General features: G+C 54.6%; 18 protein-coding genes. 11 read left to right on the top strand and 7 right to left on the bottom strand.

The features are described from left to right. Nucleotides 1-22 precede the first annotated feature (22 nt). Nucleotides 23-1,336, bottom strand: a complete 1,314-nt coding sequence (gene phoR / locus LG204_RS06620) for a phosphate regulon sensor histidine kinase PhoR (protein ID WP_230336529.1) — start codon at nt 1,334-1,336, stop codon at nt 23-25. 88 nt (nt 1,337-1,424) lie between these two features. Continuing rightward, nucleotides 1,425-2,111: a phosphate regulon transcriptional regulator PhoB gene (gene phoB / locus LG204_RS06625; protein ID WP_013442982.1), complete on the bottom strand. Its 687-nt coding sequence runs from the start codon at nt 2,109-2,111 to the stop codon at nt 1,425-1,427. A gap of 185 nt (nt 2,112-2,296) precedes the next feature. Here phoB and LG204_RS06630 point away from each other — a divergent pair, with 185 nt between their 5' ends. The 4 genes from LG204_RS06630 (at nt 2,297) to LG204_RS06645 (ending at nt 5,968) form a co-directional block, all read left to right on the top strand. Next, nucleotides 2,297-3,964, top strand: a complete 1,668-nt coding sequence (locus LG204_RS06630) for an OFA family MFS transporter (RefSeq protein WP_230336530.1) — start codon at nt 2,297-2,299, stop codon at nt 3,962-3,964. Nucleotides 3,965-4,177: 213 nt separating this feature from the next. After that, nucleotides 4,178-4,627 carry a 6,7-dimethyl-8-ribityllumazine synthase gene (gene ribH / locus LG204_RS06635; RefSeq protein ID WP_230336531.1) on the top strand — a complete coding sequence of 150 codons (450 nt, stop codon included), beginning with the start codon at nt 4,178-4,180 and terminating at the stop codon, nt 4,625-4,627. Next, complete coding sequence (gene nusB / locus LG204_RS06640) at nt 4,624-5,100, top strand: transcription antitermination factor NusB (RefSeq protein ID WP_230336532.1); 477 nt, start codon at nt 4,624-4,626, stop codon at nt 5,098-5,100. The genes ribH and nusB overlap by 4 nt, the downstream gene beginning before the upstream one ends. A 169-nt stretch (nt 5,101-5,269) precedes the next feature. Then, nucleotides 5,270-5,968, top strand: coding sequence for an FHA domain-containing protein (locus tag LG204_RS06645; RefSeq protein WP_230336533.1), 699 nt, complete (start codon nt 5,270-5,272; stop codon nt 5,966-5,968). 23 nt (nt 5,969-5,991) lie between these two features. Here LG204_RS06645 and LG204_RS06650 read toward each other — a convergent pair whose 3' ends face one another. From LG204_RS06650 to LG204_RS06670, 5 genes are all read right to left on the bottom strand, one after another. Then, nucleotides 5,992-6,747: a UDP-2,3-diacylglucosamine diphosphatase gene (locus tag LG204_RS06650; protein WP_230337855.1), complete on the bottom strand. Its 756-nt coding sequence runs from the start codon at nt 6,745-6,747 to the stop codon at nt 5,992-5,994. Between the two features lie 23 nt (nt 6,748-6,770). Beyond that, nucleotides 6,771-7,262 (bottom strand): peptidylprolyl isomerase, encoded by a 492-nt coding sequence (locus tag LG204_RS06655; RefSeq protein WP_013442976.1) that lies wholly within the window; start codon nt 7,260-7,262, stop codon nt 6,771-6,773. Continuing rightward, complete coding sequence (locus LG204_RS06660) at nt 7,255-7,863, bottom strand: peptidylprolyl isomerase (RefSeq protein ID WP_230336534.1); 609 nt, start codon at nt 7,861-7,863, stop codon at nt 7,255-7,257. Before LG204_RS06660 ends, LG204_RS06655 begins: the two co-directional genes overlap by 8 nt. Nucleotides 7,864-7,945: 82 nt before the next feature. Then, nucleotides 7,946-9,160 (bottom strand): L,D-transpeptidase Cds6 family protein, encoded by a 1,215-nt coding sequence (locus tag LG204_RS06665; RefSeq protein ID WP_230336535.1) that lies wholly within the window; start codon nt 9,158-9,160, stop codon nt 7,946-7,948. A gap of 21 nt (nt 9,161-9,181) precedes the next feature. Further along, nucleotides 9,182-10,375: a nuclear transport factor 2 family protein gene (locus LG204_RS06670; RefSeq protein ID WP_230336536.1), complete on the bottom strand. Its 1,194-nt coding sequence runs from the start codon at nt 10,373-10,375 to the stop codon at nt 9,182-9,184. A 142-nt stretch (nt 10,376-10,517) separates the two neighbouring features. Between LG204_RS06670 and cysS the strand changes: the two genes are divergently transcribed. From cysS to LG204_RS06705, 7 genes are all read left to right on the top strand, one after another. Next, nucleotides 10,518-11,888 (top strand): cysteine--tRNA ligase, encoded by a 1,371-nt coding sequence (gene cysS / locus LG204_RS06675; RefSeq protein WP_230336537.1) that lies wholly within the window; start codon nt 10,518-10,520, stop codon nt 11,886-11,888. 41 nt (nt 11,889-11,929) lie between these two features. Next, complete coding sequence (locus LG204_RS06680; RefSeq protein WP_230336538.1) at nt 11,930-12,217, top strand: hypothetical protein; 288 nt, start codon at nt 11,930-11,932, stop codon at nt 12,215-12,217. Between the two features lie 260 nt (nt 12,218-12,477). Continuing rightward, nucleotides 12,478-13,692: a TolC family protein gene (locus LG204_RS06685; protein WP_328441344.1), complete on the top strand. Its 1,215-nt coding sequence runs from the start codon at nt 12,478-12,480 to the stop codon at nt 13,690-13,692. Next, nucleotides 13,692-14,861: an efflux RND transporter periplasmic adaptor subunit gene (locus tag LG204_RS06690; protein WP_230336540.1), complete on the top strand. Its 1,170-nt coding sequence runs from the start codon at nt 13,692-13,694 to the stop codon at nt 14,859-14,861. Before LG204_RS06685 ends, LG204_RS06690 begins: the two co-directional genes overlap by 1 nt. A 3-nt stretch (nt 14,862-14,864) precedes the next feature. Further along, nucleotides 14,865-17,960: an efflux RND transporter permease subunit gene (locus LG204_RS06695; protein WP_230336541.1), complete on the top strand. Its 3,096-nt coding sequence runs from the start codon at nt 14,865-14,867 to the stop codon at nt 17,958-17,960. 10 nt (nt 17,961-17,970) lie between these two features. Continuing rightward, nucleotides 17,971-18,303, top strand: coding sequence for a P-II family nitrogen regulator (locus LG204_RS06700; protein WP_013442967.1), 333 nt, complete (start codon nt 17,971-17,973; stop codon nt 18,301-18,303). Between the two features lie 181 nt (nt 18,304-18,484). Beyond that, on the top strand, nt 18,485-21,586 hold the full coding sequence (locus LG204_RS06705) for an efflux RND transporter permease subunit (RefSeq protein WP_230336542.1): 3,102 nt from the start codon (nt 18,485-18,487) through the stop codon (nt 21,584-21,586). Nucleotide 21,587 lies beyond the last annotated feature (1 nt).

Here is a 21,587-nt window from a genome sequence, read left to right on the forward strand (position 1 = left end):
GCGCAACGGCTGGGTGTGATGGCTAGCTTGCGGCTGTGGCTTTATGCACTAGGCGCGCTTTGGGGAACACGGCGCTGAAGGTACTGCCTTTGCCCAATTCGCTTTCGATATCCAGTCTGGCCTGATGGCGCGTCAGGATATGCTTGACGATGGAAAGTCCCAGGCCTGTGCCCCCGGTTTCGCGTGAGCGGCTGCGATCGACCCGGTAAAAGCGTTCGGTCAGGCGATCGATGTGCTGTTGTTCAATCCCCAGTCCCGTGTCCTTGACGCTAAATACGCCATCGGTGCCGCGGGTTTTCCAGCTGATATGAATGCTGCCACCCGTTGGTGTATAGCGAATGGCATTGCTCACCAGATTGCCCAGAGCGCTGTGCAGCTCTTCCAGCGCACCCGTCAGGTTGAGCGTGGTGTCCGCGTCCAGGGTGATGGTATGGCGATCGTTGCTGAGGCCACGCGCTTCGTTCATTACCATGCTAAGCAGGGCATTGATATCAATGACGGTGTCTTGCGGGGTGGTCGGACTATTTTCCAGTTGCGACAAGGTCAGCAGGTCTTCTACCAGCCTGCGCATGCGGCCAGTCTGCTCCTGCATCATGTCAAAATAACTGCGCGTGCTATCCGGCACGGCGCCATCCATGTCGCTCAGCGTCTCCAGAAAGCCCCCTACCACCGTCAACGGAGTGCGTAATTCATGGGAGACATTGGCAATAAAGTCGCGCCGCATGTGCTCCACTTTTTCCAGCTGGCTGATGTCGCGGCTAATCAGCAGTTTCTGGTTGATGCCAAAGGGGATGACCTGCAATTCCAGCGTGGTATCTGCCAGGCGCCAGGATTTGAGTTTGATGGGGTCGGTGTAATTGTGTGAGTCAAGATAGCTGATGAAGTCACTGCTACGAACCAGGTAACTGATGGGCTGGCCGACGTCCTGCTTCATGGAAAGGCCAAGGTGGCGTTCTGCCGGTGGATTGCACCATTCGATCAGATCGTGCCCATTTAGTAACACCACACCGTCAGGCAGGGCGCTGGCAGCATGGCGAAAGCGATCGAGCGCCGAGCTCAGCTGGGTCTGGCTGCGGCTGTAGCGGCGCTGCTGATGGTAGATGGCGGCGAATACATCTTCCCAGATGCCAGTGCCCAGCGGCATGGTGGCGAGATCCGGTTTATTGAACCACTGCAGCAGCTTGTGTATCCAGTACAGGTGGGTGGCGAGGTAAAGCACGACGCCCACGCCAAATACCAGTAATGCTGCAATTTCATCGACGACAGCCCATACCACCAGGCTGACGGTCACTAACAAAAAGCCGAGCCAGAAAGCTCTCCAACGAATATCGTGCACGCGGCTACCATTCCACAAATTAATAAATCACTTGTTGGAGCATTCGGGAGCCCCGACAAGTGCGACGTTGGCAAAGCGTTATTATGAGCTAGTGCGCCGAGAAACGATAGCCAACGCCACGGACTGTCTGGATCAGGTCTTCGTGACCGGAGTCTGCCAGTGCTAGGCGCAGACGGCGGATATGTACGTCTACGGTGCGGTCTTCGACAAATACGCGATCACCCCATACGCGGTCCAGCACCTGGCTGCGCGAGTGCACGCGCTCCGGGTTGGACATGAGGTAATGCAGCAGGCGAAACTCGGTTGGCCCCAGGTCCAGCGTGGTGCCATTGCCTGTGACGCGGTGGGTCACAGGATCAAGCCGCAAGCCGCCGACTTCAATCGGGTCATCGGTCATCTGGGGTGCACGGCGACGCAAGACTGCCTTGATGCGGGCATTCAGCTCGCGCGGGCTGAAGGGCTTGGTGACATAGTCATCGGCGCCCACTTCCAGTCCTTTTACCTTGTCGGCCTCTTCACCACGCGCTGTCAGCATGATGATGGGAATCGCCTTGGTGAATTCATCCGATTTCAATTTGCGGGCAAATTCAATGCCGCTCATGCCTGGCAACATCCAGTCCAGAATAATCAGGTCGGGCAGTGCTTCGCGAATCAGCATTTGCGCTTGCTCGACGCTGAGGGCGCGTATGGGGTTATGTCCGGCCTGGGTCAGATTAAGAGCAAGCAGCTCTTGAATGGCGGGTTCATCTTCTACAATCAATATGTTAGCGGGCATTTCATTTATCCTTGGCTTTTGCAGTGCTGCTTACTATATGACGTTAATATGACAGATTGATGACACTTGAGGAACCCGAATTTTAATGCAGATTGCCAACCCTGTTTTTTTATATGATGATCGTGCCTGTCAGGTATTTGATCGCGAATCATTATTCGAAATAATAAAAAGCAGGGAGTTTGGAGATGGCTGGATTTCTTTCTAAGGAACGCATTATCACCGGCGGTAATTTTAATCGCTGGCTTATTCCGCCCGCGGCGCTGGCTGTGCATTTGTGTATCGGCATGGCCTATGGCTTTTCCGTTTTCTGGAAGCCACTGGGCAATGCGCTGGTAGGTGAAGATGGCAAGCCGTTGGCTGCCTGTGCGGCTGGCGCTGTCACGGTGGCGGACAAACTGAGCGGCACATGGCGTGCCCTGTTTGCTACGGATTGTAATTGGACTCAGTTTGACCTGGGCTGGATGTATACGCTGTTTTTTGTACTACTGGGCTGTTCAGCCGCCTTGTGGGGCGGCTGGCTTGAGCGGGCAGGTCCGCGCAAGGCGGGTCTCGTAGCGACTGTTTGCTGGTGTGGCGGTTTGTTGATCTCTGCGCTCGGTGTCTATACCCACCAGCTATGGATGATGTGGCTAGGCTCGGGGGTGATCGGTGGCATCGGCCTGGGACTTGGTTATATTTCGCCAGTATCCACCCTGATCAAGTGGTTCCCTGATCGTCGCGGCATGGCAACCGGCATGGCCATCATGGGCTTTGGCGGCGGCGCCATGATAGGCTCGCCACTGGCTACCAAGCTGATGAGCTACTTTGCTACTCCAGTAGCTCCAGGTGTCTGGCAGACGTTTGTTGTCCTCGCGGCGATTTATGCCGTCTTCATGCTGTGTGGTTCACTGGGTTACCGGGTGCCAGCATCCGACTGGAAGCCTGCTAACTGGGTACCTCCCGCCAAGAGCGCAAGCTCGGGCATGATTGCTACGCGTCACGTACATATCAATCAAGCACACAAAACGCCACAGTTCTGGCTGTTGTGGCTGATCCTGTGCATGAATGTATCCGCGAGTATCGGTATTATCGGCGCGGCTGCCCCCATGTTGCAGGAAACGTTTGGCGGCGCCCTGATTGATCAAGGCTCTTTAAGTTTTGCTGATATCAAGAAGGACGATGTGCTGATTGCCAGCCTGGCGGCAGTTGGCGCCGGGTTTGTGGGGCTGGTGTCGCTGTTCAATATTTTCGGGCGCTTTGCCTGGGCGACTTCCTCAGACAAGTTGGGGCGTAAAACCACCTATTCCATTTTCTTCATTCTCGGTGCGCTGATGTACGTGGCGGCGGCATGGGCGGCAGGTGCCAAATCCCTGGCAGTATTCGTGGGCGCGTTCTGCATTATTGCCTCGATGTATGGCGGCGGCTTTGCCACCATACCGGCATATCTTGCCGATATGTTTGGCACGCAGTTCGTGGGCGCCATCCATGGCCGTTTGCTGACTGCTTGGTCCACCGCGGGCATTGTGGGGCCAGTGATCGTCAACTACATGCATGATATGCGTCTTGAAGCGCAAGTGCCTTTTGATCAGGTGTATGGCCCCATCTTCTACGTACTCGCCGGCATGTTGGTGATTGGCTTTGTGGCGAATTTGCTGGTGCGACCTGTCGCCAGCAAACACTTCATGACCGATGCTGAATTGGCAGAAGAGAAGAAGCTGGCACATGAAAAAGTGTTGCCAGGTAGTGAGTCGCAAGCGAAAGCCGCCAGCGGCGGTTCGCGCATATTGGCAGTATTTGCCTGGCTCGCAGTGGGCATTCCGGTAAGTTATGGCATCTGGAGTACTTTGCAAAAAGCTTGGGCGCTTTTCCACTAATCCACGTTTTTCAAATCATACCTCTGGCAGTCCCGGGCATATGCCCGGGCTGCCGTTTCCCAAGCGTATGCGGCTAGGCTATAATTCAGCCTTAATTTTCCCGTTTGACGCATGTGCTTGTCTTTAAAATGCAATGGCATAGCGTCATCCAGCATTGGACATCAAGTAATTCTCGGCCCTGGCCTTTCTAAATTTAAAGTATGTGGAGTAAATGTGAGAGAACTCGCGATTGATTTAAACGGTTCCGGTTTGCAAATCGGCATTGTCCTGTCCCGCTTTAACAGCGATGTTGGTCAGGGCCTGCTGGCAGCCTGCAAAGCCGAGCTGCTGAAGCGCGGCGTGGCAGAAGATGCCATTACCCTAGCAACTGTCCCCGGCGCGCTGGAAACCCCTTTGGTATTGCACCATATGGCGGATAGCCAGAGATTCGATGCCCTGATTGCCCTGGGTGCGATTATTCGTGGTGAGACTTATCACTTTGAAGTGGTTTCAAATGAATCTGCGCGCGGCATTTCCGAAGTTCAGCTGAATACTGGCGTACCTGTTGCCAATGCTATCCTCACTACCGAAAATGACGAGCAGGCGCTGGAGCGTGTTGCCGTTAAGGGTGCCGAAGCTGCTGCTGTTGCAATTGAGATGGTTAACCTGTTGAAGGCCTTATGAGCGACACCGATCAAAAGCCTGGCGATGCCAAGCCGGTAAAAGCCTCGAGAAATCGTCGCAAATCACGCGAGCTTGCCCTGAAAGGCATTTATCGCAACCTGATGAATCAGGCCGATTTTCGCGCCATCCTGCGTGAGCTGGCGGACGAGCCGGAGTTTGACAAGGCAGACCAGGAATATCTGCGCAAATTGCTGGACGGTGTGCTCGCCGAGCGCGAAGAGCTGGACAGACGCATTGCGGTATTTGTGGATAGACCCATACAGGAACTCAGCCCGATTGAGCATGGCATTCTTTGCCTCTCGGCTTATGAACTGATTTTCGACCTGAGCATTCCCTATCGCGTGGCGATCAATGAAGGTGTCGAACTTGCCAAGATTTATGGCGGCACCGATGGTCACAAATACGTCAATGGTGTGCTCGACAAGCTTGCTGCCGAAGCCCGTCCGGGCGAAGTAAGTCGCCATACGCGCTAGTTATCATCCCGATGGCGGGACGTGTCAACTCTCGTCCTGCCCATCTTCAATTTCCCCTGTGTCCCATGTAAGATCAATTGCTTGGTCAGGCTTCTGCTGACCAGCAAGTGGGTGGCTTTACTGCCATATTTCCCTAATTTCATGGCCAGCAGGTTTGGAAAGAATTCTCATGGCAAAGCTGGTGTTTTCGCTGGATGGCAATCTGCTGGGGGAATACTCCCTCGACAAACCTCTCCTGCGCATCGGCCGTCGTCGCGATAACGACATCGCCATCGACAATCTCATGATCAGTGGCGAGCATGCACAAGTGATGTGTATCGGCCAGCATGCCTTGTTGCAGGACCTGGATAGCACGAACGGCACCATGCTCAATGGCGTGCGTGTCAAGCAACAGGTATTGCAGCACGGTGACATCATCATGCTTGGACATTATCAATTGCGTTATTGGGATGAGGCAGGCTACTCGGGTGACCACTCCCTTACCGACGCTGTAGTGGTTTCGCTAGAAGAACCTGGGGCGCGCCTGTTTTCCCAGGAATTGCCGTCTGAAGATACAGCCGCTATAGCTGGGAAATTCTTTGGTCGGCTCTATGTCATTAGTGGGCCTGATTTCGGCAAGGACATCCTGCTAAACCAGGCTGTCATCACCATAGGCGGGGCAGGTTTGCCTGTCGCTATTATCTTGCAGGAAGGGCCTGATTACCTTATTCAGGCGTTGGATGGTGGCGAATCGCTGACGGTGAATGGTAGTCCGCTCGCGAATAGCATTGGAGGGCATATGGGCCAGCGGCTGCAGGATCACGATCTCATTGCGTATGCTGGGGTGAAAATGGAGTTTTATCTGACGGCGGATGAAAATCAGCGGTAAGCCTCCGCTAGCCGGTTGCTTGTTTAAAGCAGGCTGCTGGTGCAGCCAGTGGCATCCAGCCTGAGATAGCTGCCCTGCTCATACCAGTCGCCCAATACCCAGCGTTGACAACTGTGCCCATGCAGCGTGAGCTGATGGCAGGCGGGTCTGTGGGTATGGCCGTGTATCAGCAGTTCGGGGTATTCCCAGGTTGAGAATAAAGCGGCGACAGCCTCGTCGTTAACATCCATGATCTCGGCCTGCTTGATGGATTTCTCGGACTCGCTACGCATGCGGATAGCTTCAATCTGCATTTTGCGGGTGGCCAGAGACTGTTGAAGAAAGCCTTGCTGCCACTCAGCTTGGCGCACTTGCTGGCGGAATTGCTGGTAGGCAATATCATCCGTACACAGCAGATCCCCATGGCTCAGCAACACCCGCTTGCCATAAAGCTCGTGCAGCACAGGGTCAGCCAGTAGCGTTACGCCAGAGGCTTCAGCAAAGTGCTCACCGATCAGAAAGTCACGATTGCCATGCATGAAGTAGCATGCGGTGCCGGATTGCGTGAGTGCGCGCAGTCCGTGGATGATAGTCTGGTGATGAGGGTCGACGACTTCATCATCGCCTGCCCAGTATTCAAACAGATCACCCAGAATATACAGCCGCTCGGCTTCACGGGCCTGGCCTTGCAGCAGATGCAGAAATGCCCGGCTGATTTCCGGCCGGGCATCGCACAAGTGCAGATCGGAAATGAACAAGCTATACGGTAAGGTAGCGCTCAATGCATTTCCATCTGTAATTGGTGTGGGCTGAGTCGCTTGAATTAAACGACTTCAGCGCGCTCGATAATTACGCTCTCCACAGGCACATCCTGATGGCCATTACGGCTGCCAGTTTTTACCTTCTTGATCTTGTCGATCACTTCAGTACCGGCCGTTACCTTGCCAAATACACAGTAACCCCAGCCTTGGGCGGTCGGGGAGGTGAAGTTGAGGAAGTCATTGTCTGCAACATTGATGAAGAACTGGCTGCTTGCCGAATCTGGATTCGGGGTGCGGGCCATGGCAATGGTGTAGGCCTTGTTGACCAGACCATTGTTCGCTTCATTCTTGATAGGCGCATTGGTCGGCTTCTGGCTCATGCTGGGCTCAAAGCCGCCGCCTTGAATCATGAAGCCATCAATCACACGATGGAAAATGGTGTTGTTGTAAAAGCCGCTTTCCACGTATTCCAGAAAGTTGGCAACCGTCGCAGGCGCTTTTTCAGCATCCAGTTCCAGGGTGATTTCACCAAAATTGGTATGAAGTTTAACCACGTTTTTTTCCTTTAAGAGCAGGTTTTGAAGAGGGGGGCGTGGGCACAGCGCGCACTGGTTGTTCTGGCTCCACGGGTGTATCCAGGGTGGTGACTTTTTCGATCACTACATTTTCAACCGGTACATTCTCGAATTTGCCCATATTTTTGGTCGGGATTTTGGCCATCTTTTCAACGATGGACATGCCGCGGATGACTTTGCCAAACACGCAGTAACCAAAATAAGCCGGATCAGGTTTATAGAAATTGAGGAATTTATTGTCCGAAAGATTGATGAAAAACTGGGAGCGCGCCGAGTTCGGGTCAAAGGAACGGGCCATGGCCAGGGTGCCGGGTTCATTCTTCAATCCATTATTAGCTTCGTTCTCAATCGGGTTGTAGGTGCTTTTTTCCTGAAAATCAACGGCGAAGCCGCCACCTTGCACCATAAAGCGATCAATGATGCGGTGGAACATGGTTCCCGTGTAAAAGCCGCTTTGCACATACTGCATGAAGTTGGCTACGGTCTTCGGTGCGCGGTCAGGATACAGTTCGACAATAAAACTGCCCAGGTTGGTTTGAAACTCTAGCTGCGGTTTTTGGCTGTGAACGCCATCGGCCATGGCGACAGGCGTGCACAACAAAAGAATAAGAAATAACCACGCTTCCCATCGTGTCTGCATTGTTCAAGCTCCTCTGAAAGGGTCAAGCTGCCCCTTCGTATAATATTTTCCAGCGCTGCTCTTCATAAATCCAGTACTGGCGTTTCCGCATGCGGCTATCCAGGAATTCACTTTTGTATTCCTGATCAAAACTGACAACCGCCATCGGAAATTGGCTATTAGGATAGCGGATCATGCTGAGATTGGATAGCACGATGCTGACTGGCTTCTTGTCGAACTGGATACGGCGCTTCTCTCGTGACCATCCATTAATGTCCGTTGTCTGGGTGAAAAAGCGGGAGGAGTAATGGCTGAGATAACGATCGGTATCTTGCGATTGCCAATCCTGACGCCATTGATCCACCGCTTTCTGTAATTGCGGCTGTTCCGGGGCGGGTTGTGTGACCCATTTCAGCTGGGAGACGATGATGAAGGGCGTGCCCCCTTGCTGCAATATGGGCCCTAATGTTTCCAGGTCAGGGTTGGAAATCACGACGCAGCCATCGCTTGCACGGGGCGGGCGACTATAAGTATTGCTTGGCGTGCCATGCAGCCAGATGCCGTGTCCCTTTTTACCTTGCTGCTTATCCCACTCATTCGGATAGCTGAGTGGATAGGCTGCGCTACCGTAAAAATCAGGCAGTTTGCTATTCAGTTTACTGCTGGCTGTGTAAACGCCCAAGGGCGTGCGTTTGTCACCCTCGCTGGATTTCTCGCTGCCATTACGACCGATGGTCACGTAATAGTCCGCGACATAGGTGGGTTTGCCGCCAATATTTTGATAGAGATAGAGCCGTGATTTATCGGCATCCACCACGATGGCGTATTTCTGGCTGGAGTCGATTTGCCACAAGGGCTCTGGCACGCCTTGTGGGGCATGGCTTTCCAGATAGCGTTCAATACGCATGCGTGCTTCGGCTTTAAAGTCTTCAACAGAGGTCGAATTATTTTGCGGCGTATTGCCAAAGCCTTCCAGTTGCTGTGACTTTGCCATCAGCAGATCGCCGCGAATCAGATAAGCCAGCTTGAAGTTGGGCGCAATCGAGATGAGCTCGTCTACGGTGGTCAGTGCCTGCTGCAACTGACCACGTGTGATCTGCAGCAAGCCCTTTACTACCAGGCTTTCCGGGTAATTGGGGCCGAAACTGCTGTTGCTGAGTGTGCCTGTGTAGTCCAGTCTATCCAGTGCGGGCACATTCCACGGCACCATGATGGAGGCCATGAGCAGTATCTGTAAGAAGGTTTTGATCATATTCATGCAGTATTCAGTCACCGGCGACTAGCGGTCGGTCAGCTCCTGTTCAATCAACCAGCGGTTGCCGCCTTTTTTCAGCACTAGTGTTTTGTTGGTGCGCATGGCTGTGCCACCTGCGCGGTAACTTTGCTTGAAGCTGGCACGTACTAGATCCCCATCCTGCTTGAGGCGCAGGTTGCTGATTTCAACTGAGATATTAGCCGGTGCGCTTATGCGTTGCTTGCGGGTTTTTTCCCAATCCTGGCGGGATTGTCCATCCGGGGTTTTGAAGCCAGCCCCGTAGCTCGCCAGATAAGCGGACACATTTTTGTCTGACCAGGCTTTTGCCCACTGACGCACAGCTTGCTCAAGTGCCAGCTCATCCAAACTGTTGCCTGGTTTTGCTTGTTCCTGTGGTTTGGCTGCTTCCGTCGGTTTGCTGGGTTCGGGGGCTTGGGGTGTCACAGGTTTTACCGTAGCCTCGGCCTGTATTCCCGGCTTCGCTGCAGCCGGCTTGGCGTCCACAGTTTTTGCTTCAGTTGGCTTGATCTCCGTCACAACCGAGGCGGGCCTTTGAGGGACGTCAGGTTTGGTTGGTATTTCATGCTTGATCACTGGCTTGGGCTGTTCCAAAGGCTTGACGAGGCTATTGTTCGGGGTTGATGCAAGGGGCAGGGTACCAGCAAAGTTCGGCCCTGGCAGGGATTGGCTTGCCAGCAGGATGGATTGCGGGGCGTTGGTCAAGCTCTTGATCAATGTCAGTTTACTTTCTGGACGCGCGCTACCGCTATTCAGTTGCAATGCCTTGTCATAGGCTTGCGATGCCAGGCGCGCATATATGTCCCCCAGATTTTCATGGGCGGTAGCATAACTCGGATGAGTTTTGATCGCGCTTTCAAGAGCTTTGCGGGCCTTGTCATACTCCCCGCGTTCGGCATACAGCACGGCCAGATTGTTATATGGCTCTGGCAATGATGGGTATTTTTCCGTCATGTCGACAAAGGCCTTCATGGCTTCGTCGCGTTTTCCTGTTTCTGTGAGGATAATGCCGCGTAGAAACAGGGCATCCACGCTCTTGGGGTTCTTGGCGATGTAGGCATTGAGCCGAGTCAACGCCTGGGGTGCCTGGCCTTGTTGAGCCAGCTGGGTAATGTCTTTGAGTTCGTCGGCCAGGGCGGCGAGAGGGAGGAGCAATGCCAGTACGAGAAACAAGGGGGGTAAAGTGCGCAGGGCGGGCATTGTGTTATACTTTTCGCGATTTCTTTTCAGTGCAACAATTCTATCAATAGCAGGTTCAACCTCCAATAGCTCCCATGCAGACCATTGATTTATCTCACAATGCTGACTGAATGATGACCTTGGATTCGAGCGCCATCATACCATGTTAAAAATCTACAATTCCCTGGCTCGTGAAAAACAGACGTTTGTGCCTATTGTGGCTGGCAAGGTGAGCATGTATGTCTGTGGCATGACCGTCTACGACTATTGCCATCTGGGCCATGCCCGCGTGATGGTGGTGTTTGATATGGTTAACCGCTGGTTGCGCACCTCGGGGTATGAGGTGACCTATGTCCGCAATATTACGGATATCGATGACAAAATCATCAAGCGTGCGCAGGAAAATGGCGAATCCATCCAGGCGTTGACCACCCGCTTTATTACTGCGATGGATGAGGATGCGGCGCGACTGGGCGTCATGCGCCCTGATCTGGAGCCCAAGGCGACAGAACATATCACCGGTATGCTGGACATGATTGCTGCCTTGATTGAAAAAGGCTTTGCCTATCCTGCCGACAATGGTGATGTGTTTTACTCCGTCTCCAGTTTTGCTGGTTACGGCAAGCTCTCCGGCAAATCGCTCGAAGACCTGCGTGCAGGCGAGCGCGTCGAAATTGACCAATACAAACGTGACCCCATGGACTTTGTACTGTGGAAAGCCGCCAAGCCCGGTGAGCCCAGCTGGGATTCGCCCTGGGGCAAGGGCCGGCCAGGCTGGCATATTGAGTGTTCTGCCATGGGGGCTTGCCATCTGGGCCCGCATTTTGACATCCACGGCGGCGGGCAGGATCTGCAGTTCCCGCACCATGAAAACGAAATCGCCCAGTCAGAGGCGGCCAATGGCTGCACCTTTGTCAATTACTGGATGCATAACGGCTTCATACGCGTGGATGATGAGAAAATGTCCAAGTCTCTGGGCAACTTCTTCACCATCCGTCAGGTGTTGGAGAAGTATGATCCCGAGGTCGTGCGTTTCTTTATCCTGCGTGCGCAATACCGCAGCCCGCTGAATTATTCTGATCATCACCTTGATGATGCACGCCAGGCGTTGACTCGTCTTTACACGGCGCTGCGTGGGTTGTCATTGCCTTCCATCAGCATTGATTGGCAGCAGCCGCAGGCGGCGCGCTTCAGGACTGCCATGGATGATGACTTCAATACCTCAGAAGCCTTTGCCGTCCTGTTTGAACTGGCGAGTGAAGTTAACCGGACAGCATCCCTGGCCGATGCGGCTCTGCTCAAGGCGCTTGCCGGTTTATTAGGGTTACTGGAACGTGATCCTGAAACTTTTCTCCAAGGGGATGAGTCTGCACAAGGGCGCTCTGCGGATGAGATTGAGCAATTCATACAATTGCGTTTGCAAGCGAGGCAAGCCAAAAACTTTGCCGAAGCGGATCGCATACGCAAGCAACTGGCCGACGAAGGCATATTGCTGGAAGACACTCCACAGGGCACGAGCTGGCGTCGTGCCTGATCCATGGCAAGCTTACGGAAAAATAGAGATATAATCACAGCATGACCTTACGCAAGTCCATCCTCATGGTGTTGAGCTTATTGCTCTGCTTCAGCCTGTTTTCACAGCAGGCTGATTACGCCTATGAAATGGACTATGACGATGTGGCGGTGGTGTTTAATGATGCCCCCCAAGTCGGCAGTGACGACAAGCTGGATTTCAATGATCCTGTCGTCATTCCTCTGCAGCCCATTAGCCTTTATTTGGCAGTGACAGCGATCAGCGCTGCACTAAGCAATCTGTACATCTCTCCCCCTATCACCCGGTTTCTCCGACCACCTCTGCTTTAATTTCCAACCCATGCAAGGTTGGCGTAACCTTTGCTAACCATTTAACGGTCTGCGAGCGGTTACGCCTGTCTCGATAGTGTTGATATCAACACCAAGGCTTATTGTGGCCGCATTTTTGTATTACTGTTGCAATTGTCAGTTAGCGTCAGTAATGAGACACGGAAGCTATGAATATACAAATCAAGAGTATTAAGCACCATCATGGTGCAGGGGGTTCGTCGGTGGCGAATATAAAAAACAAGAGTCTGATGAGTGGCCTGATGCTAGTGATGGTTTTGTATGCCAGCATTGCTCAGGCACAAACTGAACTGGGTTTGCGCGATGTGCTGGACAGTGCGATGGCACAAAACCCGGTCATGGCCATGTCTCAAGCACAACAAGATGCTGCTAACGCAGCAGTGACTACGGCCACGGCTTATATTAATCCCGAGTTTGAAGTGGCTGCCGGGCCAACCCGCAGTCGGACTGGCTCCAATGAAGTAGGCACAAAATGGGATGTGGGAATTTCGCAGCCGCTGGAGTTCCCTGGTGTGAGGGGTGCGCGTCGTGACATGGCCGAGTCAAATGTCCGGGCGGCCGGCGTTAGCCGTACGCTGACAGGCATTGAGCTGCGGTCCCGCGTGAAATCGGCTTTTTACGATGTGCTGCAACGGCAGGCTGTGCTGCGACTGGTAGAAGGCGATCGCAATCTGCTGCAACAAATCCGGGAGCGTGTGAAGCTGCGCGTGGATACCGGTGAAGCTGCCAAGTATGAGCTGATCAAGGCGGATACCGAAGCATTGGCGGCGGAGCGCGATTATCAGGCTGCCCTTGTGCGCATCTCGGAAGCCAAGGCCTATTTACGTGGCCTAGTTGGTCCCGGCATGCCCATGGATTTTGATGTGAAGGGCGAACTGCCACTGGCCGATACCCTGCCAACGCTTCAGCAACTTCGTCAGAAAATCGATGAGAGCCCTCAATTGGCGCAGATCCGTGCCATACGCGAAGCTGCCGAGGCACGCCTTCGTCTGGAAGAAAAACTGCGTAATCCCGGCCTGACCCTGAAAGGGGGCTTTGAGCAGGATCCTGATTACTCCACCGTGCGCCTTGGGGTTGCGATTCCTTTGCCCGTGTGGAATCAGCGGCAAGGCCCGATCGCCGAAGCCGCTGCCGGCGTGCGTCAGGTAACCGCGGCCCTGAGTGAGCGCGAGTTATCTTTGCAGCGCGATGTGGACTCTGCCTATCAGCGCTACCTGATTGCACAAGGGCAGGTGAATTCCTTTGAAAGCGGTTTGTTGAATCAGGCCGAGTCGGCACTTAAGGTTGCCGAGTCCGCCTACCGCTTTGGCGAGCGCGGCATTCTGGATTACCTGGATGCGCAGCGCACCTACCGCGCCGTACGCAAGGATTATCTAGCCGCACGCTACGATTACGTTAACTCGATGCTTGAGATTGAGCGTCTGCTTGGCACTGAACTTCTGGAGGTTAAGTCTTAATGGTTTCTTATTCCGCAGTACAAAAAACAACCCGTGCCAGCATTCTGGTATTAAGCCTTTTAATGGGCATGAGCCTCGTTGGCTGTAAACCAGCCGAAGAGGAAAAGCCCGCTACCGAGGCAGTCGACCCTAATATTGTCGAGCTTACGCCCTCGCTGCAACAACAGGTGAAACTGGAAACGGTGGGCATGTCGGATATCCGCGAGACATTGCGCATTCCGGGCAGTGTTCAGGTGGACGAGCAGCGCATGGCGCGCATCGGTGCCTCTGTGACAGGCCGTATCACGGATATTGATGTGGTGCTGGGCCAGGATGTGAAGCAGGGGCAGGTGCTGGCAACGGTAAACAGTACAGAGCTTGCGCAGAACCAGCTGCTTTATATCAAGGCCATGCAGCAGATATCTTTGCAAACCAAGGCCGTGGAGCGTGCTCGCCTGTTACTGAACGCGGATGTGATCAGCGCAGCCGAAGTGCAGCGCCGCGAAGCCGAGTTGAGCGCCGCCCAAGCTGAGTTGAATGCCGCGCGCGACCAGTTGATGATTCTAGGCATGAGCTCTGCTGCCATTGTCCAGTTGTCCAAGTCTGGCCAGATTCACTCCTTCAGCAGCGTATCGGCACGTCTCGCTGGCACTATCATTAGTCGCAAGGTCAATCTTGGTCAGGTGGTGCAGCCGGCTGAAGAGCTCTTCATCGTGGCTGACCTATCGCATGTGTGGGCGGTGGCTGAGGTGCCGGAACAGCAGGTGGGCCTGATTCAGGAAGGGGAAGAAGTCATGATTGAAATCCCCGCGCTGAACAATCGCCAGTTCAAGGGCAAGCTGATTTATGTCGGCGATATCGTGAATCCGCAAACCCGGACCGTGACGGTGCGTACCGATATGGAAAATACGGATGACACCATCAAGCCCGATATGCTGGTTTCCATGGTGGTGCAGTCGCTGCCTACGCCCAAACTGGCCGTCCCGATGCAAGGCATTGTGCGTGAAAATGATCGTGACCACGTATTCGTGCAGATCGCGCCAAACAAATTCCGCTTGCGTGAAGTCGTGCTGGGCCCCGAGTTTCAGGGCATGGCCACAGTCGAAAGTGGCGTTGTTGCCGGTGATGTCGTGGTGGCTGATGGTGCTTTCCACGTGAACAACGAGCGCAAGCGCAAAGAACTGGAGTAAACCATGATTGAGTCGTTAATACGCTCTGCGCTGCAACAGCGCATCGTGGTGGTGGTGCTCGCCCTCGCCATGATGGTGGCTGGTCTTTTTGCAGTGAATAAACTGTCGGTGGATGCTTTCCCCGATGTGACTAACGTCCAGGTGCAAATCGCCACCCAGGCCACAGGCCGTTCGCCAGAAGAAGTCGAGCGCTTCATTACCGTGCCGCTGGAAATGTCGATGACCGGCTTGCCCGGCCTCACCGAAATGCGCTCCCTCAACAAGAACGGTTTGTCGCTGATCACCCTGGTGTTTACCGATGACACCGACGTTTTCTTCTCGCGACAGCTGGTCATGGAACGCTTGATGGAGGTGATGGAGCGCATGCCGGAAGGTGTGACGCCGGTATTGGGCCCGGTTTCTACTGGTCTTGGCGAGGTATACCAGTACACGCTGGATAAACCCGCGGATGGCAAGCAGGAGCTTTCCGTTTCCGAGTTGATGGAGCGTCGTGCCGTGCAGGACTGGGTGGTGCGACCGTTGCTGCGCGGTATTCCCGGCGTGGCAGAAATCAATTCGCAAGGCGGTTACGTCAAGCAATACCAGGCGCTGGTGAACCCAGACCGTATGAATCACTACGGCGTGAAGCTGCACGATGTGTATCAGGCGCTGGCGCGCAATAATGCCAATAGCGGCGGCGGTATTCTGCCGCATTACGCCGAGCAGTATCTGATCCGCGGTGTGGGCCTGGTGAAAAGCCTGGAAGACATCCGCCGTATCGTGATCAAGGAGCAGAACGGTACGCCGGTCTACATGCGCGACGTCGCCGAAGTGCAGCTTGGGCATGAAGTTCGGGTAGGCGCGCTGTTGAAGAACGGCGATACCGAGTCCGTGGGCGGTATCGTGATGATGATGCGTGGCGGTAACGCCAAGGAAGTGGTCAGCCGCATCAAGGAGCGCGTCAAGGAAATCAACGAAAAAGGCATGCTGCCGGGTGGTTTGCAGATTGTGCCTTTTTATGACCGCAGTGAGCTGGTGGATGCCGCCTTAAGCACGGTAACGAAGGTGCTGATCGAAGGTATTTTCCTGGTGATTATCGTGTTGTTCCTGTTTCTGGGGGATGTGCGCTCCAGCCTGATTGTGGTGGGTACGCTGATCCTGACGCCGCTCATAACCTTCATGGCGATGAATTACTACGGTATTTCGGCCAACCTGATGTCACTGGGGGGCTTGGCCATCGCCATTGGTTTGATGGTTGATGGTTCGGTGGTGGTGGTGGAAAACACCTTCCACCATCTGGGCCACCGCAAGGATGAAAGCAAGATCCGGGTGGTATTCGAGGCCGCGGCGGAAGTCGCAACTCCGGTGCTGTTTGGCGTGGGCATCATCATCCTGGTATTCCTGCCCTTGATGACCCTGCAAGGCATGGAAGGCAAGATGTTTGCGCCACTGGCCTACACGATTGCGATCGCGCTGTTTGTGTCGCTGGTATTGTCGCTGACGCTGACACCTGCCATGTGCTCGTTCATCCTCAAGGGCGGCAGTGGGGAAGATACGCGCATGATCCAGGCCATGAAGCGGCCTTATCTGCGCCTGCTCGATGCCTCGGTCGGGAATCCAAAGAAAACCGTGGCGATTGCTGGCGCGGTCTTTGTTGGCACGCTGATGTTGTTCCCGCTGCTGGGTACGGCGTTCATTCCGGAAATGAAGGAAGGCTCGATAGTGCCCAGCATTATTCGTACCCCTAACATTTCGCTGGAAGAGTCCCTGAAGCTCGAGCAGGAGGCATTGGCGAGCATTGCCAAAGTGGATGGAGTGCGTGGCGTGGTGTCTGGTGTTGGTCGTGGTGAGAGCCCCGCAGACCCGCAGGGGCAGAATGAATCCACACCGATTGTCAGCCTCAAGCCTCGCGACGAATGGCCCGAAGGCTGGAATCAGGACAGCATTGCCGATGCCATTCGTGACAAGATCAAGCACATCCCTGGCATACAGGTCGTGATGTCGCAGCCGATTGCTGCGCGGGTGGCCGAGCTGGTCACGGGCGTGCGTTCCGATGTGGCGGTCAAGGTGTTTGGTTCGGATATCGGCGTGCTCAAGGCCAAGGCGGATGAAATCGCCCGCATTGCTGGCACGATCCCCGGCGCGCAGGATATGCGGGTGGAGAAGATGACCGGCCAGCAATACCTGACCATTGATATTGACCGAGAGGCGATTGCCCGTCACGGCATCAATGTGGCGGATATCCACGATGTGATTGAAACTGCGATTGGCGGCAAGGTAGCTACCGAAGTGTTTGAGGGCGAGCGCCGGTTTGAAGCGGCGGTGCGTTTCCCCGAGTCCTTCCGGAACAATGTGGATGCCATCAATCACATCATGGTCACCTCGGCCAACGGTTCGCGCGTGGCGCTGAAAGATCTGGCCGATATTACCGTGCGTGATGGCCCGACCCAGATTGCCCGTGAGTCTGCCAAGCGTCGTATTGTAGTGGGCGTTAACGTGAAAGACCGTGACCTGGGTGGCTTTGTCGCCGAGTTGCAGCAAAAGGTGGAAGCCAAAATCAAGTTGCCCGAAGGCTATTACATTGTCTGGGGCGGTCAGTTCCAGAACATGGAGCGGGCGATGAGCCATCTGATGGTGATTATTCCCATCACCATCGGGGCGATTTTCTTCCTGCTGTTCCTGTTGTTCAAATCGGTACGGTTTGCCACGCTGATTATTCTGGTCCTGCCATTTGCCTCCATCGGTGGGGTGATTGCCCTGTTTGTGACGGGCGAATACCTGTCGGTACCTGCCTCGGTGGGTTTTATCGCCCTGTGGGGTATCGCCGTTCTGAATGGTGTGGTGCTGGTGTCCTACATACGCAGTTTGCGTGATGAGGGAAAATCACAGCTGGAAGCCATCAAACAGGGCTGCGCCCAGCGGTTCCGTCCGGTCATGATGACCGCCACGGTCGCCATGCTGGGTTTGGTGCCTTTCCTGTTTGCCACCGGGCCTGGCTCGGAAGTCCAGCGGCCGCTGGCAATTGTGGTGATCGGCGGTTTGATTACCTCCACCGTGTTGACCCTGGTGGTATTGCCAACGCTGTATCGCTGGTTTGAAGAACCCCGTGTTGAAGCATGAGGAGTGAACCATGAAAGAGATTAAAGCCGTAGTGCAGCCGCACAGGTTGCCCAAGATCCGCTCCGCCCTGCGCAATATCAAGGGTTTTCCTGGCATGACAGTCAGCAAGGCAGATGGTTGTGGTCACCATCTGTCCAATACGCACAATGTGCGCGAAGAGCTGACCGATTACAGTCCCAAGGTACGCATTGAGCTGGTGGCACCGGATGAGCTGGTCGAGGGTATCCTGCAGGTGCTGGTGGAAGTGGGGCATACCGGTCAGCATGGCGATGGTATCGTCTGGGTGACCCCGGTTGAGCGCATGATACGCCTCTCGGAAAAGATCATTGTCCATGATTGCTGAGTAAGCGTTTGCCTGTGTAACACCATGCAAAAGGCCCCATTGTGGGCCTTTTGCATGTCTGCCGCATGATGATTGCTAAGCCGATGGCTTATCCTGTACTCTTTGGGGCACATCAACTCGCAGGGGGATGAAGCATGCATGTTGCCGTGCTTAATCCGCTGCATGAATCATGAGGTAAGTTTTGATCGAATCTCTCATCCGTGGTGCCTTGCGGCAGCGTATTGTCGTGGTTGTTATCGCTGTGGCTCTCCTGATTGCCGGCTTGTTTGCCGTAAAAAAACTGTCGGTGGATGCCTTCCCGGATGTGACCAATGTGCAGGTGCTGATTGCCACCCAGGCCACGGGGCGATCACCGGAGGAAGTCGAGCGCTTTATCACCGTACCGCTCGAAATCGCCATGACCGGCCTGCCTGGCCTGACAGAAATGCGCTCCCTCAACAAGAATGCCCTGTCGCTGATCACCTTGGTGTTTACCGACGATACCGATGTCTATTTCTCACGCCAGCTGGTGATGGAGCGGCTGATGGAGGTGATGGACCGCATGCCGGAAGGCGTGACGCCGGTGCTGGGGCCGGTTTCTACTGGCTTGGGCGAGGTGTATCAGTACACGTTGGATAAACCCACCGATGGTAAAAAAGAGCTCTCGGTGAACGAGCTTACCGAGCGCCGCGCGGTGCAGGATTGGGTAGTGCGGCCGTTGCTGCGCGGTATTCCCGGCGTGGCAGAAATCAACTCGCAAGGCGGTTACGTCAAGCAATACCAGGCGCTTGTGAACCCGGACCGCATGAATCACTACGGTGTGAAGCTGCACGATGTGTATCAGGCACTTTCGCGCAATAACGCTAATAGTGGCGGCGGCGTTCTGCCGCATTACGCCGAGCAATACCTTATCCGTGGCATCAGCCTGATCCAGAATCTGGATGACATACGCAACATTATTCTGAAAGAGCAGAACGGCACGCCGGTCTATATGCGCGATGTGGCCGAGGTTAAGCTGGGCTACGAAGTGCGGGTCGGCGCCATTCTTAAAAATGGCGATACCGAATCTGTGGGCGGTGTCGTGATGATGATGCGCGGTGGTAACGCCAAAGAAGTGGTCAGCCGCATCAAGGCACGCGTCAAGGAAATCAACGAAAAAGGCATGCTGCCGGGTGGTTTGCAGATCATGCCGTATTACGATCGTAGCGAGCTGGTGGATGCGGCGCTGCACACGGTCACCAAGGTGCTGATCGAAGGTATTTTCCTGGTGATTATCGTGTTGTTCCTGTTTCTGGGGGATGTGCGCTCCAGCCTGATTGTGGTGGGTACGCTGATCCTGACGCCGCTCATAACCTTCATGGCGATGAATTACTACGGTATTTCGGCCAACCTGATGTCACTGGGGGGCTTGGCCATCGCCATTGGTTTGATGGTTGATGGTTCGGTGGTGGTGGTGGAAAACACCTTCCACCATCTGGGCCACCGCAAGGATGAAAGCAAGATCCGGGTGGTATTCGAGGCCGCGGCGGAAGTCGCAACTCCGGTGCTGTTTGGCGTGGGCATCATCATCCTGGTATTCCTGCCCTTGATGACCCTGCAAGGCATGGAAGGCAAGATGTTTGCGCCACTGGCCTACACGATTGCGATCGCGCTGTTTGTGTCGCTGGTGCTGTCACTGACGCTTACGCCTGCCATGTGTTCGTTCATCCTCAAGGGCGGTAGTGGCGAAGATACCAAGATGATTCAGATGATCAAGCGCCCCTATGTCAGCATGCTGAGTTGGGCGCTGTCCAATGAGAAGAAAACCATCATGCTGGCAGTGCTGGTGTTTATTGGCACCCTGGCGATTGTGCCGCTACTGGGCAACTCGTTTATTCCTGAGATGAAGGAAGGCTCGATTGTGCCGGGTATTAACCGCGTGCCGAATATCTCGCTGGAAGAATCCATCAAGATGGAAAGCGATGCCATGCGCCTGATCATGGAAAAAGTACCCGGCGTGAAATCGGCGGTATCCGGCGTGGGGCGTGGCGAGAGCCCGGCGGATCCGCAGGCGCAGAATGAGTCTACGCCTATCATCAGCCTGCTACCGCGTAGCGAATGGCCGGAAGGCTGGACCCAGGATGATATTGCCGAGAAGATGCGCAGCGTGTTGGCCGAATACCTGCCAGGTGTGCAGATCATCATGGCGCAGCCGATCTCGGACCGTGTGGACGAGTTGCTGACTGGCGTACGCGCCGATGTTGCCGTCAAAATCTTTGGCGAAGACATGGTGGTGTTGAAAGCCAAGGCAGATGAAATATCCCGGATTGCCTCCAGCGTGCGCGGGGCCACCGAAATCAAGGTGGAGAAAGTCTCCGGCCAGCAGTATCTGAATATTCGCATTGATCGGCAGGCGATTGCCCGGCATGGCATTAATGCGTCGGATATTCATGATGTGATCGAAACCGCGATTGGCGGCAAGGTGGCCACGGAAATATACGAAGGTCAGCGTCGTTTCAGTGCCGCGGTACGTTTTCCTGAAAGCTTCCGTGACAATATCGACGCCATCGGCAATATCCTGATCACCTCACCCAATGGTTCACGCGTGGCGTTGCGTGATCTTGCCCATATCGAGGTGCGTGACGGCCCGGCGCAGATCAGCCGCGAGCTGGCCAAGCGCCGCATTGTGGTTGGCGTGAACGTGAAGGATAGGGATCTGGGCGGCTTTGTGGCGGAATTGCAGAAGACGCTGGACAAGCAGCTCAAGCTGCCCGATGGCTACTATATCGAATACGGTGGCCAGTTCCAGAACATGCAGCGCGCCATGAGCCATTTGATGGTGATTATCCCGGTTACCATCGGCGCCATCTTCTTCCTGCTATTTTTGTTATTCAACTCACTGCGCTACGCCACCATGATTATCATGGTGCTACCATTTGCGTCGATAGGCGGGATTATTGCTTTATTTGTCACGGGTGAATATTTGTCGGTGCCAGCGTCAGTCGGGTTTATTGCGCTGTGGGGCATCGCCGTGCTGAATGGTGTGGTGCTGGTTTCCTATATCCGCAGCCTGCGCGACGAAGGCTTGCCGCAGATGGAAGCCATTATGCAGGGCTGCAAGCAGCGTTTCCGTCCGGTGATGATGACGGCAACGGTCGCCATGCTAGGCCTGGTGCCATTCCTGTTTGCAACCGGTCCGGGTTCCGAGATTCAGCGGCCGCTGGCGATTGTGGTGATCGGCGGCCTGATCACCTCTACCTTGCTGACGCTGGTGGTGGTACCTACGCTGTATCGTAAATTTGAAGAGAAAAAAATAGAAGCCTGAG

Source organism: Methylovorus menthalis (genome assembly GCF_020523625.1).
Lineage (GTDB): Bacteria > Pseudomonadota > Gammaproteobacteria > Burkholderiales > Methylophilaceae > Methylovorus > Methylovorus menthalis.